This window comes from Flavihumibacter sp. (genome assembly GCF_036676075.1).
Lineage (GTDB): Bacteria > Bacteroidota > Bacteroidia > Chitinophagales > Chitinophagaceae > Flavihumibacter.
Genome location: NZ_JAKFDQ010000007.1, coordinates 55,710 through 70,701, shown reverse-complemented (window position 1 = coordinate 70,701; position 14,992 = coordinate 55,710). Strand labels below are relative to the sequence as shown.

General features: G+C 46.2%; 11 protein-coding genes. 7 read left to right on the top strand and 4 right to left on the bottom strand.

The genetic code is table 11. The features are described 5' to 3' along the window. Positions 1–55: 55 nt before the first annotated feature. Together V6M43_RS03150 and aspS are read right to left on the bottom strand one after the other, a co-directional pair. A complete protein-coding gene (locus V6M43_RS03150) occupies positions 56–562 on the bottom strand; it encodes a hypothetical protein (protein ID WP_332732583.1) in 507 nt (168 codons plus the stop codon). Between the two features lie 64 nt (positions 563–626). After that, the gene (gene aspS / locus V6M43_RS03145) at positions 627–2,444 is read right to left on the bottom strand and encodes an aspartate--tRNA ligase (protein WP_332732582.1); all 1,818 of its coding nucleotides are present in this window, start codon (positions 2,442–2,444) and stop codon (positions 627–629) included. A 305-nt stretch (positions 2,445–2,749) separates the two neighbouring features. Here aspS and V6M43_RS03140 point away from each other — a divergent pair, with 305 nt between their 5' ends. Continuing rightward, positions 2,750–3,547 (top strand): zinc-dependent peptidase, encoded by a 798-nt coding sequence (locus V6M43_RS03140; protein ID WP_332732581.1) that lies wholly within the window; start codon positions 2,750–2,752, stop codon positions 3,545–3,547. On the opposite strand, the gene V6M43_RS03135 is transcribed toward V6M43_RS03140, so the two are convergent. Continuing rightward, positions 3,544–4,239, bottom strand: a complete 696-nt coding sequence (locus tag V6M43_RS03135) for a Crp/Fnr family transcriptional regulator (protein WP_332732580.1) — start codon at positions 4,237–4,239, stop codon at positions 3,544–3,546. The genes V6M43_RS03140 and V6M43_RS03135 overlap by 4 nt on opposite strands. Then, positions 4,214–5,002: a uroporphyrinogen-III C-methyltransferase gene (gene cobA / locus V6M43_RS03130; RefSeq protein ID WP_332732579.1), complete on the bottom strand. Its 789-nt coding sequence runs from the start codon at positions 5,000–5,002 to the stop codon at positions 4,214–4,216. Before cobA ends, V6M43_RS03135 begins: the two co-directional genes overlap by 26 nt. 199 nt (positions 5,003–5,201) lie before the next feature. Here cobA and nirB point away from each other — a divergent pair, with 199 nt between their 5' ends. The 6 genes from nirB (at position 5,202) to V6M43_RS03100 (ending at position 14,981) form a co-directional block, all read left to right on the top strand. After that, positions 5,202–7,703 (top strand): nitrite reductase large subunit NirB, encoded by a 2,502-nt coding sequence (nirB, locus tag V6M43_RS03125; RefSeq protein ID WP_332732578.1) that lies wholly within the window; start codon positions 5,202–5,204, stop codon positions 7,701–7,703. A gap of 85 nt (positions 7,704–7,788) precedes the next feature. Next, on the top strand, positions 7,789–8,130 hold the full coding sequence (nirD, locus tag V6M43_RS03120) for a nitrite reductase small subunit NirD (protein WP_332732577.1): 342 nt from the start codon (positions 7,789–7,791) through the stop codon (positions 8,128–8,130). A gap of 17 nt (positions 8,131–8,147) precedes the next feature. After that, on the top strand, positions 8,148–9,671 hold the full coding sequence (locus V6M43_RS03115; protein WP_332732576.1) for an alginate export family protein: 1,524 nt from the start codon (positions 8,148–8,150) through the stop codon (positions 9,669–9,671). A 40-nt stretch (positions 9,672–9,711) separates the two neighbouring features. Further along, positions 9,712–11,016, top strand: a complete 1,305-nt coding sequence (locus V6M43_RS03110; protein ID WP_332732575.1) for a NarK family nitrate/nitrite MFS transporter — start codon at positions 9,712–9,714, stop codon at positions 11,014–11,016. Between the two features lie 9 nt (positions 11,017–11,025). Further along, positions 11,026–14,529 carry a molybdopterin-dependent oxidoreductase gene (locus V6M43_RS03105; protein WP_332732574.1) on the top strand — a complete coding sequence of 1,168 codons (3,504 nt, stop codon included), beginning with the start codon at positions 11,026–11,028 and terminating at the stop codon, positions 14,527–14,529. Then, positions 14,517–14,981, top strand: a complete 465-nt coding sequence (locus V6M43_RS03100; protein ID WP_332732573.1) for a nitrate reductase associated protein — start codon at positions 14,517–14,519, stop codon at positions 14,979–14,981. The genes V6M43_RS03105 and V6M43_RS03100 overlap by 13 nt, the downstream gene beginning before the upstream one ends. The last annotated feature ends 11 nt before the right edge of the window (positions 14,982–14,992 follow it).

Genomic DNA, 14,992 nt, shown 5'->3' with positions numbered 1-14,992 from the left:
GTTGCTTTCAATTTAATGATAATTTATTAACCAACAGCAGTCGGTGGAATAAAACTCAGACTTCGGGTTCTTTTGGAATGCCAAATGCATCGGCATGCTGCCTTACCAAACGGAAGGTCATGTATACATGGATGATGAGGGCAATGCTATAAACGAGGAGGAAGCGGAGCAGGAAATGCATGAATTTCAACATCATATCCTCCATGCCTTCTGCAGATGCTTTTTGCATGCTCAGCGCCTGTTCCATGATATCATTCAGGAGGGCAGGGTTCATGATGAGCGAGAAGGTCTGGATGGCGGTCATAGTTGCAAATGCGATGGTGCCGTATCCATTTACTTTGATGAGGTCGCGCAATGAAGGCTTGCAGTACATATGTGCGTTGATGCCACGGGTAAGAAAGCGCCAGCTGCTATAGGTATATAATACTACGCAGGCCACCAGGAAAACCGGTAACAGCAGAACGGGGTTGGCCAATGCGGCCATCAGCATAGTGAGGGTCATCAGTGCCATGAAACCGCCAACGGCAAACAAGAGGTAAGTCAATATCTTATAGAAAGTCATTTTGCAAGTTTATTAGGTGTCTGACATGTGTTCGCGACATGTTCGAACGTCCTCCGAACATGTGTCAGACACTTAGTCCGAGTTCTTTCAGTTGTTTATCATCGATGGATGAAGGTGCATCCAGCATCACGTCTCTACCGCTGTTGTTTTTTGGGAAAGCGATAAAGTCGCGGATGCTTTCTGATCCGCCGAGGATGGAACAAAGGCGGTCAAATCCAAAGGCGATGCCGCCATGTGGTGGTGCTCCATATTCAAATGCACCGAGGAGGAAGCCGAATTTATGCTGGGCCTCTTCTTTACTCATTCCAAGGGCATCAAACATTTTCTCCTGCAACTCACGCTGGTAGATCCTGATGGAGCCGCCACCGATTTCATTGCCATTCAATACCATATCATAGGCATTGGCTTTGATATTGGAATAAGGGTGATTCAGGTAATGGTCGGCATCGGTGATGGTTGGATCGTTGCCTATCATCACGGGGATATGATCGGGCTTGGGAGAGGTAAAGGGATGGTGACGGGCCACCCAGCGATTATCTTCCTCGGCATATTCAAACAATGGGAAATCGAGTACCCATAATAGTTTGAATTCATCTTTCCGGCGCAATCCCAGTCTCTCACCCATTTCGAGGCGGAGTTCGCTGGTAGCTTTGCGTGTGCGTTCTTCCCTTCCTGCCAGGATGAGAATGAGGTCGCCGGGCTTGGCACCACATATATCTGCCAGCACTTTCAGTTTCTCTTCATCAAAGAATTTATCAACGCTGCTCTTATAAGTGCCATCGGCATTGCATTTAATAAATACCAATCCGTTCATACCTATCTGCGGGCGCTTAACCCAGTCCGTGAGTTCATCGGTTTGCTTACGGGTATATTCACTGCAACCCGGAACGGCAATGGCGAGAACGGTTTCAGCATCATTGAAGACTTTGAATCCTGCATTCTCGAACATGGAGGTGGCAGCCAGGTTACCGGTCTGTCCTTCAAAAACTGTTTTCAGGTTGGTGAGTTCCATCCCGAAACGGATATCGGGTTTGTCGTTTCCGTAACGAACCATGGCATCATTCCAGGTCATGCGCTGAACAGGTTCGGGGTAATCTATATCCTTAACGTCTTTGAATATGCGCTTTATTAGTCCCTCGAACATATTGAGGATATCTTCCTGGGCAACAAAGCTCATTTCGCAGTCGATCTGTGTGAATTCAGGTTGGCGGTCGGCGCGGAGATCCTCATCGCGGAAGCATTTCACCACCTGATAGTAGCGGTCATAGCCGCTTACCATCAGCAGTTGCTTGAATGTTTGCGGGCTCTGTGGCAGGGCATAGAACTGGCCGGGGTTCATGCGGGAAGGCACAACAAAATCGCGGGCGCCTTCAGGTGTACTCTTTATAAGGAAGGGAGTTTCTATATCCATGAAATGATGTTCATGTAGATAGTTTCTCGCCGAACGATTTACTGCATAGCGGAGTTCAAGGTTCTTTTTGACTGCATTCCTGCGAAGGTCGAGGAAGCGGTATTTCATTCGGATATCATCCCCTCCATCTGTTTCATCCTGTATGGTGAAAGGAGGGGTGATAGATTTGTTCAATATGGTAAAGGAGGATACTTCTATCTCAATTTCGCCGGTAGGTATATTAAGGTTTTTATTGCTGCGTTCGATGACGGTACCGCTGACCTGCAAAACGAATTCGCGGCCCAGTGGGTTTTCATCAAGTTGCAGGGTGAGGGCTTCCCCGAACAATAATTGAGTGATGCCGTAGCGGTCGCGGAGGTCTATAAAGGTGATGCTTCCGAATTTCCTGACTGTCTGAACCCAGCCTGCAAGGGTTACCGGCTGGCTGGTATGTGATGCGTTCAATTCTCCACAAGTATGTGATCTATACATAGAGATTTATGTTTTCGGTCTTTTAGATGAGGGGCAAAGGTAATCCATAGCCTTATAGAAACCATGGAAGGCAGGGGAGAGGGTTGGTTTTCAATGAGAATTCGACGAATGGACCGTTAAAAATGTCAAAATGCTTTATCGGTTCAGATAGTATTGGTAAATTGTATTGGATTTCAGTTATACAAGATTTGCAACCTCTCACCTCTACCTAATCCGAGTACCCTGTTTCCATGTAAAAACCAAGTATCCATAACTGTGTCTAACCAGCATTACAGTGTCGATTTTCTTAACCAAAAGAAGACTTTATGGAAATCGTTCTCATTTGTTTGCTGGTGTTCTGTACCATTTTTTTATTCGAGGTACTGCATGTACGCCTGCAAAAATTCCTGCTTTATCGCAGAAGGAGAGGTTTTGAGCAACACGAGCCATTTTTCCGGAAACTGATTTCAGCCAACATCCGCTATTTCAATAAGGTGGATGAGGAGACCCGTCATAAGTGGTTATTCCGGACTTATCTCTTTTATCGCTCCAAAAAATTCCATTATGTAGGTGTGCAGAAATCGGACGAGATGCCGATCCTTATAAGTGCCACTGCCGCGCAGCTCACGTTGGGCCTCGAGAATTTTTCCCTCAATTATTTTCATGATATCTATGTATTGCAGCACGACTATCACTATGGATATTATTCCCTTCCTTTCATGGGGCATGTGGATAGTTCGGGGATCTATTTATCGTGGGATAATTTCCTGACCGGAATAAGGAGTGCGCACGACAGCAGCAATGTTGGACTCCATGAGATGGCGCATGCGCTGGCCTATGTCAATTTTATTACCAAGACTGATGAGGATAAACATTTCAAGAAAGAGTTCCACCAGTTCTCCAAAGTTGCGAGGCCTGTATACCAGGAAATGCAAAGAGGCAGGCGTACCATACTGGGAGAATATGCTGCCACCAATTATCATGAATTCTGGGCGGTGAGTGTGGAAGTTTTCTTTGAGAATCCTATTCGCTTCAGGCATGAGTTGCCTGAGCTGTATGATGCCATGACAAGATTACTAAAGCAGGATCCCTATGCGGTGTTATTAGCCCGGCTGGCGGCTTAGGCCATTTGGCTGTTAACAAGCTCACGCAGGGTTTCGGGTTGAAGGATCCGGATCATTTTACCATCCGTATCAATGAGTTTGGCTGCAATAAATTCCTGGAAAATGCGGAATACCGTTTCGTAGGTTGTTCCTGCAAAGGATGCGATATCCTGCCTTGATAAATTGATGTTTATAAGTCCACCCCCGTTTGTCCCGAATTTTCCTTCCAGGAAAAGCAGGATATAAGCCAGTCGACCTTTAACAGGCATATGAACAAGGTTGCGCATTTTTCTTTCCGACTCCTGCAACTCACGCGCATAGAACATCATGAGATCATAGGTGAAAGCATGATTCACTTTGAGGGTGGTGAGAAAAAAATCGAGTGGAATAAAGCAGGCAATGCTTTCTTCAAGGGCGGTGGCTGAAACGGGGAAGATGTTTTCATTTCCGAGTCCGCGGTGACCAATAATATCACCATCTTTGGCGAATCGAAGAATAAGTTCTTTTTCTGTTCCCCATTGTTTATGCACTTTAGCGAGTCCCCTGTTAAGAAAGTAAATTCCGGTAACCGGGTCACCTTCGCGGAAGATGAGCTCTCCTTTTTTTATGGCGTAGGTAATTTTATTTGAGGCGATGGCTGCTTGCCATTCGGGGAGGCATCCGCGGCAGAAAAAACAACTATTAAGATCACATCCTTTCTTGCTTATTTTCATCCATATAAAAATAGGGATTTTCAGCAAGCTTCGCCACCACTGTGGAGGGCTGCAGGTTTACAACTTCCCCCACCAGAATGATAGCAGGGTTCTGCATGTTTGCATAGGCCGCTTTGAAGGCGATATCACGAACTGTTCCTGTGACCATTTTTTCTTTATCGGTTGTACCATCCTGTATGATGGCCACCGGCGTTGAAGCTTTTCCGTTAGCAGCGAAAATATCCATGATGGCTTCCAGTTTACTCATGGCCATCAGGATCACTACCGTGGCGGTGGATCTGGCTGCCAGTTGGATATCGGTCGATATTTCTCCGGAGCGGGTGGTGCCGGTGGTAACCCAGAAGCTTTCACTGATGCCGCGGCAGGTGAGTGGGATCATTTTGGAGGCGGGTACTGCCAGGGCACTGGAGATGCCCGGGATCACTTCAACAGGGATGCCGGCCTGTCGGGCAGCTTCAATTTCTTCCTGGGCGCGACCGAATACGAAGGGATCGCCGCCTTTTAGTCTCACGAGGGTCCCATGTTCAATTGCCTGTTCTATCATGAGCTGGTTGATTTCCTGCTGGGAGAGGGCATGGCAGCCATATCTTTTTCCCACAAATATTTTAATACTATCAGACTGGCAGTGGTTGAGCAGGTCGGTATTGGCCAGTGCATCATATAATATTACACGGGCATTTGCCAGGGCTTTAACCGCTTTAATGGTAATCAGTTCGGGGTCACCGGGACCTGCACCTACCAATAATATTCTAGGTAATATCATATATAGTAAAATAAATAATGTTAATAAAACTCATATTAATATTATTAAAATTAATAAAAATTCCTTTAAATTTATGATACTAGCAACATTTGAAACGATAATTACGATTGCAGCCTATATAAAACATTACATGTAATATTATGTAATACGATTGTTTGCCATCCTGAAACGAGATTGACTAATCAAAAAGAATCATCGTATGAGGATCGTAATTATTGGCAATGGGATGGTAGGTTATAAATGCTGTGAGAAGTTGGTGGCGCGGATGGCGCCGGGCAGCATGGAAATAACAGTATTCGGGGAAGAGAGCCGGCCGGCCTATGACCGCGTTCACCTGAGTGCCTATTTTGCGGGTAAGACAGCAGAGGACCTCTCGCTGGCAACAGCAGACTGGTATGCTGAAAATGGAATCACCTTATATTTATCGGACCCGGTAACCCGGATTGACCGCGAGGCCAGGATGGTTTACTCGCACCAGGGGCTGGCGGTTCCTTATGATTACCTGGTACTGGCAACGGGATCTTCCGCTTTTGTTCCATCAATCCCCGGCGTTGAGAAAGAAGGGGTCTTTATTTATCGAACTATAGAGGACCTGGAATTGATGACCCGTTGGGCCCCCAGGACTAAAACAGCTGCTGTGATCGGTGGTGGGTTATTAGGACTAGAGGCCGCCAAGGCCCTGATAGATCTCGGAATTAAATCCACACATGTTATTGAATTTGCCCCCCGGTTGATGCCCCGCCAGATTGATGAGGCAGGCTCCGGCATCCTGAAGGCGAAGCTGGAATCGCTGGGACTTTCCATACATACCAATAAGAATACCACCGCCATTGAGGGAGGCGAGCATATTGAAGCCATGAGTTTCAGTGATGGCGATCGCCTTAAAATAGATATGCTGGTAATATCAGCGGGTATCAAACCCCGGGATGAACTTGCGCGGGCTGCCGGATTGGAAACAGGCAGCAGGGGTGGGATCATTGTGAACGAGCATATGCTTACCTCCGATCAGAACATTTTTGCCATTGGCGAATGTGCCCTTTATAATGGAATGATCTATGGCCTTGTGGCCCCGGGTTATGAAATGGCAGAGGTTGTAGTGAACCGGCTTAGCGGTGGTGATAAGTGCTTTACCGGTTTTGATATGAGTACCAAACTCAAACTGATCGGAACTGATGTGGCAAGTTTTGGAGATCCTTTTATAACAGGAGAAGAGGTGAAGACAATTGTAATGGAGGATGGTTTTAAGGGCGTATATAAGCGGATTAATATTTCTAAAGACGGTAAAGAATTGCTTGGCGGTATTTTGGTGGGAGATGCTGCTGCTTATAATATGTTACTGCAAACCTGCAAGAATAAGCTGGTACTTCCACCCAATGTGGAGGACCTGATTTTAGGAGCAAGGGGAGGAGAAGGGGACGCGGGAGCCGGAGTAGCTTCATTACCAGATGAAGCACTGATCTGCAGTTGTGAATCGATCAGCAAAGGTGCTATTTGTAATTCGGTTACTGATGGGGGTTGTGAAACGGTGGAGGCCATTAAGAAATGTACCAAAGCGGGCACGTGTTGTGGTGGATGTATTCCCATGATTAAGGACCTGGTAAATCATAGCCTCAAGGCCCAGGGAAAATATGTGCGCAATGTACTCTGTGAGCATTTCCAATACAGCCGGCAGGAACTATTTGACCTGATCAGGATACATGATATCCATAGTATGGATGCTGCGTTGGATAAATTGGGAAGCGGCCATGGATGCGAAACCTGTAAGCCGGCAGTGGCGTCTATCCTGGCTAGTTTGTGGGGAGAAATGATCCTCAAAAAAGGGAACGCAACTGCGCAGGACAGTAATGATCGTTTTCTCGCCAATATACAGAAAGGAGGAACCTACTCTGTAGTTCCAAGAATTCCGGGTGGAGAGATCAGTCCAGATAAGCTGATAGTAATTGGCCAGGTAGCAAAAAAATATAATCTATATACCAAGATCACAGGTGGACAGCGAATAGATCTTTTTGGCGCGCACCTTTCTGATCTCCCACTGATATGGGAAGAGCTGATAGCAGCCGGTTTTGAGAGTGGCCATGCTTATGGCAAGGCACTTCGTACGGTGAAGAGTTGCGTGGGAAGTACCTGGTGCAGGTTTGGGCTACACGACTCCGTTAGTTATGCCATCAGGGTGGAAGAGCGGTATCGGGGATTGCGTGCGCCGCATAAGATCAAATCGGCAGTGAGTGGTTGTATCCGTGAGTGTGCAGAAGCGCAGTCTAAAGATTTTGGCATCATTGCAACAGAAAAGGGCTGGAATCTTTATGTATGCGGAAATGGAGGCTCCAAGCCACAGCATGCGCTTTTGTTGGCCACTGATTTAGATAGTGAAACCTGTATCCGATATATAGATCGCTTCCTTATGTTTTATATCAGGACGGCGGATCCACTTGCCCGCACAGCAACCTGGCTCAATAAAATGGAAGGCGGGATAGACTATCTAAGGAATGTAATTATTAATGATAGTCTGGGTATGTGCGAGCAATGGGAAGCCGAGATGCAATTATTAGTAGACAGCTATGAATGTGAATGGAAGGCAGCTGTTGAAAATCCCGAGATCAGGAAACGCTTCTCGCATTTTGTAAATGCACCTGAAGAAAAAGATCCCACTGTACAGTTTGAAGCCTTGCGCAGCCAGAAGCGTGCGGCAGAATGGAAATAATTTTTCCCTTTCTACATCCACGATTGTTTGTCCGCCTCAGATGGGGCGAGAGCCCCATCATTTTTTAACCTTTAATACAATCACTATGTACCAAGAGAATTTCAGTAGCTGGACCTTTGCCTGTTATACCCATGATGTTCCTGAGAACGGAGGGGTATGCGTAAAGGTGAATGAGCAACAGATCGCTTTATTTCATTTCACACGGATGGACGCCTGGTATGCCACGCAAAATCAATGTCCCCACCGCCGGCAGATGGCATTAAGCAGGGGCATGATCGGAACACAGGGTGAGATCCCTAAAGTTGCCTGTCCCTTTCATAAAAAAACATTCTCACTGGAAACAGGTGAATGCTTAAATGGTGATGAGTGCTCCATTGAAACCTATGGGGTAAAAGTTGAAGGAGATAAAGTATTCATTGGAATTTAATCACTAAAAAATTATCAATGAATACCTATAACAACCGAATAATATTTTTGCTGCTATTGTTGCTGACAGGCCTTCAGCTCGAAGCACAGTTATCGCTTACAGCGCAGATCAGGCCTCGTTTTGAAGTACGTAATGGTTTTGGAACACTGCCCCTTAAAGGAAGTACACCCGCCGCATTCATGTCGCAGAGAAGCAGACTTGCCATCAATTATACCAGTCCGAAATTGGTGTTGCGTTATGCGTTGCAGGATGTGAGGTTATGGGGACAGGATGCGGGAACCATAAGTAATGCAGATGGTAACCGGCTTGGTACACATGAGGTATGGGCGGAGTTGATACTGGCAGAGGCAAAAGACAGTTCGGGCAGTTCAGCGGTGGATATGTTTAGTATACGCGTGGGCAGGCAGGAACTTGTTTATGATGACCAGCGATTGTTGGGAAATCTTGACTGGTTGCAGCAGGGCCGCAGGCATGATGCACTTGTATTCAAGCTGATGGATGGAGGATGGCAGGCGGATCTGGGGCTTGCATTCAACCAGCACACGGATGCTTTTGCCTATAACGGCACGGCCTATACACCTGCCAATGTGAGTGCCTATGTAAAAGACAGCAGGGGAAATGTTGCTGCCACTCCTGCAGGCATGATACCGCTGACCAACAGTGCGGGACTGAGTGCAAAAAATGGAAATCCAGCCCTCACCAATATGCCTTCCACCAATGGATTGAACCAGGCGTATAAGAGTATGCAGTTTATATATGGTTCGAAGAAGATCCGTGAAGCAAAAATTTCCGCACTGGTATTTGCAGATCACTTCGGACGATATAAAAATGATTCAGTCCGCAATATTTCAGGAACAGATACGGGATACATCTATGGAAGAAAGTTCAATGCCGGCGGTGTGCATTCGCGCATTACCACGGGTGTGCAGGTGAACTATCCCCTTAATGCAAAGAAGGGCTTACATCTAAATGCAGGCGCATGGTACCAGGGTGGTAAAGACAGGGATGGTTTGAGTTTGTCTGCCTTTATGACCACTGCATCATTGAACTATAGCAGGAAACAGTTTAGCTATACGGCAGGATGGGATATGCTTTCAGGGAATGATGCGCTTAACAACGAGGGCAGATCACATCGCTTTGATCCGCTGTATGGAACACCCCATAAGTTCTGGGGACAGATGGATTATTTCTATGCCGGTACGGGTTCACCTGCCGGGGGACTGAATAATATTTACCTCAAATCAAAGTATGCGGGTGCAGGAAAGAGATTCAGTGCCAGCCTCGATTACCATTGGTTTGCACTGTTAGGAAGGCAGTTTGATAAGCAGGGTGCGTCGCTTCGGAAATACCTTGGCTCAGAGATAGATTTTGTGACAACCTATTCAGTAAACAAATATGCTTCTGTTGAATGGGGACTGGCCCTGATGGCTGCTGGTAAAAGCATGGCCTATGCCAAAGGGATTGATCCTGCCAATGCCAGGAATACTGCAAGCTGGAGTTATCTGACGCTCCATATTAAACCCGAACACATTTTCAAATGAATTGCTGCTCTAAGTAAACATTAACCAAAACAACTACAACATGTCGACAAACAACCAACCACTGGAAACGCTGAAAATATTCAGCCTGAAGGGCGTTCAGATGCGGACCTTTCATATTACCTGGCTTACATTTTTTGTATGCTTCTTTGCATGGTTTGGAATTGCGCCCCTGATGCCATTGATAAGTGATCAATTGAATCTCACCAAGGCGGAGAAAGGAAATATTGGGATAGCAGCAGTATCAGCAACCATTGTAGCGAGACTTGTGATTGGGAGGCTCTGCGATTCATGGGGACCGCGGAAAACATATACGCTGTTATTGTTACTCTGTTCAATTCCGGTGATGCTTATCGGGTTAAGCAATAGTTATATCAGCTTCCTTATTTTTCGGCTGGCCATTGGTGTGATAGGAGCATCCTTTGTGCTCACCCAATACCATACATCGGTGATGTTTGCACCAAATATCAAGGGCACCGCCAATGCTGTTGCGGGAGGATGGGGCAATACAGGTGGAGGTGCCACGCAGATCATGATGCCGCTGGTGGCAGCAGGAATGGTGGCCATGGGATGGGTAAGCCAGGAAGACAGCTGGCGACTTGCCATGGTTGTACCCGGAGTGTTATTACTTGTGATGGCGTTTCTATATTATCGTTATACTGCTGATACTCCCGCAGGAAATATCGAGGACCTACCACGAGATACAAACGTGAAAAAGGAAAATACCATGCTACTTGCGGCAAAGGATTACCGAACCTGGATCCTTACAATAGCTTATGCAGCCTGTTTTGGGGTGGAGATAACAGTAGATAACTATGCAGCATCCTTTTTCCATGATGACTATAAAGCATCCCTTATAATGGCGGGATTGCTGGCAAGCATATTCGGTTGGCTGAACATTTTCGCACGCGCATTGGGAGGGATTCTTTCTGATAAAGTAGGAAAGCGATTTGGCTTTGGCGGGAAGGTGAACCTGCTTATTATCCTTTTATTACTGGAGGGATTGGGCATCATATTATTCTCTATGGCAGGTGCATTAAGCATGGCGATCATCCTCATGTTCTTTTTCGGTCTTTGCCTGAAAATGGCCAATGGTGCCACTTACAGCATCGTGCCTTTCGTGAATCCGAAAGCAATTGGAAGCGTGGCGGGCATCGTGGGAGCAGGTGGTAATATAGGAGCCATGCTGATTGGATTTCTCTTTAAAGCCTATCCATATGGTGAAGCATTTCTATATCTCGGTTCAGGTGTTTTTGCCATTGGGGTTATCGTACTCGGATTTAAGCTAATCAAAAAAGAAGCAACGGCTGTTGTAGCAGAGGAATTACCGGAAGCTATCCGGGCTTAAAAAATTATCATGGTGAATACGTTTAAATCTACCTGTTGTTATTGTGGTGTGGGCTGTGGCATACTTGTGCATAAGGATAAAACAGGAACTGTTACTGTTGAGGGCGATCCATCGCACCCGGTGAACAAGGGTATGCTTTGTTCGAAGGGAATGAATCTTCACCATACCCTCAATGACAGGAGCGACCGTTTGCTTTACCCCGAAATGCGCTCGTCGCGAAACCAGCCAAGGCAAAGGGTTTCATGGGATGCGGCATTAGAAAGGACGGCGGCAGTATTCAGCACATTGATCAGGAAATTTGGTCCCGATTCCGTTGCCTTCTATGCATCGGGACAATGTCTTACTGAAGAGTATTATGTAGTCAATAAGCTCATCAAGGGTTTTATCGGTTCTAATAATATTGACACCAATTCGAGGCTCTGCATGAGTTCAGCAGTTGTGGGTTATAAGATGAGCCTGGGAGAAGATAGTGTTCCGTTATCTTATGATGATATCGGATTATCAGACTGCATCTTTATTGCAGGGGCCAATCCAGCCTGGTGCCATCCCATTTTATGGCGCAGGGTGGAGGCGGCCAGGGAAGCCAATCCCGATCTGAAGATCATTGTGAGTGATCCACGCGTAACACAAACATGTGCGCTTGCCGATATTCACCTGCAGGTAAATCCAGGCACCGATATAACATTGCATCATGCCATTGGAAGATGCCTTATAGAGGAGGGCCATATTGATGAATCATTTATTGAAGCGCATACAGAAGGTTTCAGGGCCTACTGCGAATCAGTATTTGTGCGCAGTATAGAGGAAGCGGCAGAAATCTGTGGTATTAGTGAGGAGGATATCAGGCTTGCGGCATCCATGATCGGGAATGCAAAAGCATTCATCACCATGTGGACAATGGGATTGAACCAGAGTGTTGTTGGTGTGCAGAAGAATCTATCGCTGATCAATCTAAACCTTATCACCGGGCAGATCGGAAAACCCGGTGCGGGACCACTATCCCTTACCGGTCAGCCCAATGCCATGGGTGGTCGGGAAGTGGGGGGGCTAAGCAATATGTTACCTGCGCATCGTGATCTTTTGAATAGTCTTCATCGTGAGGAAGTAGAAAAGTTCTGGGGAGGGGGGAAGATCTCACCAACACCTGGATTAACGGCTACAGAAATGTTTGATGCTTTGGCAGATGGCAGGCTAAAAGCCATATGGATCATGTGTACTAATCCATTGGTGAGTTTACCAGATGCCAGGAAGGTGGAGGCTGCCCTGAAGAATGCCCGGTTTGTGGTGGTGCAGGAGATCAGTAACCGGCCCGAGACGCTGGAATATGCTGATGTAGTATTGCCTGCTGCTGGTTGGGCAGAAAAAACAGGTACCATGACCAATGCAGAGCGCAGGATAAGTCTGTTGGAGAAAGTTATGGATGCGCCGGGTGAAGCAATGCCGGATGCAGAGATCATTAGTGGCTTTGCCAGGAAGATGGGTTTCACCGGGTTTGATTACACATCAAGTGCTGAAATATTCAAGGAGCATGCTGCACTAACTGCGGGTACAAGTATAGATATAAGTGAACTTGATTATGGTACGCTGCGTGATAAAAGATCAGTACAATGGCCATGGAATAAGGCCACTAACGGCTATGGTACCGCGAGGCTTTTCACGGATAGAAAATTTCACACGCCATCAGGTCTTGCGGTAATACATGCAGTAGGGGATGATAACCGGAGTGAGAAGCCAAGTTCAGATCATCCGCTGGTGCTCACCACCGGAAGGATTCGAGACCAATGGCATACCATGAGTAAAACAGGAAAGGTTAACCGATTAAAACAGCATGCGGGTGTTTCATTTCTTGAGATTCATCCCGATGATGCTGCTGAACGCGGTATTGAGGAAAATGATGTGGTGGATATCTACAATGAGAGAGGACAGGTTCGGGTGAAGGCCAGACTTACAACAGATATTAAGAGAGGCGTGGTATTTCTTCCGATGCATTGGGGTAAGGTTTTAGGCAATGACCTGAACCGGGCAAATAATCTCACCAATAACCTGGTTGATCCTAAAAGCAAGGAGCCTGATTTTAAGTTCAGTGCTGTGGAAGTGCGCAAGCATATTCCGGATCATCGAAAGATAATAGTTGTAGGTGCAGGGGCAGGAGCCTGTGGTTTTGTCAAAGCATACAGACAGGTAAATACAACGGATGATATCCAGGTATTCAGTAAAGAAGCGTTTCCATTTTACAACAGGGTATTGTTACCGGATTATATCAGTGGCAGCCAGCCATGGAGCAATCTTGTTAAGATGACTGATGAAGAAGAGATGGAATATGGAATCAACATGCACAGGGGAGTGAGTATTGAGGATATTGACAGGAAGCTGAAAACTGTAACCGACAGTAACGGGAAAACGCATCAGTATGATGTGTTGCTACTGGCTACCGGAAGCAGGGCTGCCATGCTGCGCGACCTTCCGGAAATGCAAGGCATTTTTAGTATGCGAAATCGGAATGATGCAGATAATTTCAGGAAACATATTGATGCAACAAAAGCAAAGGTGGTTATCATAGGAGGTGGACTGCTTGGTATAGAGCTCGCGGCATCGCTGAGAGAAACCGGTGTATCGGTAGTTATCGTTCAACGCATCTCGCGGTTGATGGACAGGCAGCTTGATCCATTGGGAAGTCAGCTATTGCATGAAGAACTAAACAGTAAAGGCATCGATATATATTATAATGATGAGATAGACAGGGTGCTTGGAACAACCACTGTAGAAGGGATCCGGTTAAAGAGCGGATTGTTACTGGAGTGCGAGGCTATTGTGATAGCAGTTGGCACCGTTCCGAATATTGAGATAGCCAAGAAAGCCGGGATTGACTGCCAGCGGGGAGTAGTGGTGAATGAATACTTACAGACCAGTGACCCCTCTGTGTTTGCAATAGGAGAGATCGCTGAGTTCAAGGGATTTTTATATGGCATAACAGCAGCTGCGGAACAACAGGCAGGTATAGTTGCTTCCTTTCTTTCCGGAGATATCTCAAGGTACTACGAAGGCTCATTGCTGATGAATATCCTAAAGATGCATGGAACCGATATCTGTTCACTTGGAATGGCAGAATGCCCGGACGATCCATCATATGAAGAGGTTGTTTTCATTGATAAGGCAAAGCGTTATTACAAAAAATGCATTATTCATAATGACCGGCTGGTGGGCGCAATACTTATTGGAGATAAATCTGAGTTCCTTGAATTCCGGGATCTGATACAGCAAAAACTAGAGCTCAGTGAAAAGCGATTGCAGTTATTGCGATCGGGAAAAGCTGCAGAGCCCGTGATAGGCAAACTGGTATGCAGTTGCAGCAATGTGGGTGAGGGAAATATCTTCAGTAAAATTAACGAGGGATGTAATGACCTGGTGCAGCTATGCCAGCTATCCGGTGCGGGGATGGGATGCGGAAGTTGTCGCCCGGAAGTAAAAAAAATATTGGAGAAATCGTTAAATAAAATACCATGCATTCAATAGAATATTTTCTGTTTGAGGCTGATTTCGTGGAGAATAATATTCGTTGTATTCCCATGATAGTTCGATTTAAACTTGACCTGACGGGTGTTAAATTTTCGCTAGCTGCCTGGAGTAAATGTTCTGTTGCTGAAAGGCAGGAACTTGCTATGATGTGCTGCAATAGTACCTATGAAAAATTGGAGTATAAAAAATATGCAGAAAGGCTGGTTAGTGCGCATACGGATGAGCCGGTTAAGTATATACCTGTGCCCCTACAGCCTCTGTGGGATGATATTAGGGAAGTACCTGATGAATTGAAAAGCCAGGCGGATATCTATGGATGGACCATCACAGCAGAACAGTGGAAAGTTTTGCCAAGGTTAAGACGTTTTGCATTGCTAAAGCTATGCAGACCGGGTCATGAGAACCGGAATTTTCCATTGGCTATGCGCGAGTTTGGATTGGTAAACTGACGATTAAAAAA

Bases quoted from the DNA above. Each gene is read 5' to 3' on its own strand.
- V6M43_RS03150 (WP_332732583.1), bottom strand. From the start codon at position 562: ATGACTTTCTATAAGATATTGACTTACCTCTTGTTTGCCGTTGGCGGT.
- aspS (WP_332732582.1), bottom strand. From the start codon at position 2,444: ATGTATAGATCACATACTTGTGGAGAATTGAACGCATCACATACCAGC.
- V6M43_RS03140 (WP_332732581.1), top strand. From the start codon at position 2,750: ATGGAAATCGTTCTCATTTGTTTGCTGGTGTTCTGTACCATTTTTTTA.
- V6M43_RS03135 (WP_332732580.1), bottom strand. From the start codon at position 4,239: ATGAAAATAAGCAAGAAAGGATGTGATCTTAATAGTTGTTTTTTCTGC.
- cobA (WP_332732579.1), bottom strand. From the start codon at position 5,002: ATGATATTACCTAGAATATTATTGGTAGGTGCAGGTCCCGGTGACCCC.
- nirB (WP_332732578.1), top strand. From the start codon at position 5,202: ATGAGGATCGTAATTATTGGCAATGGGATGGTAGGTTATAAATGCTGT.
- nirD (WP_332732577.1), top strand. From the start codon at position 7,789: ATGTACCAAGAGAATTTCAGTAGCTGGACCTTTGCCTGTTATACCCAT.
- V6M43_RS03115 (WP_332732576.1), top strand. From the start codon at position 8,148: ATGAATACCTATAACAACCGAATAATATTTTTGCTGCTATTGTTGCTG.
- V6M43_RS03110 (WP_332732575.1), top strand. From the start codon at position 9,712: ATGTCGACAAACAACCAACCACTGGAAACGCTGAAAATATTCAGCCTG.
- V6M43_RS03105 (WP_332732574.1), top strand. From the start codon at position 11,026: ATGGTGAATACGTTTAAATCTACCTGTTGTTATTGTGGTGTGGGCTGT.
- V6M43_RS03100 (WP_332732573.1), top strand. From the start codon at position 14,517: ATGCATTCAATAGAATATTTTCTGTTTGAGGCTGATTTCGTGGAGAAT.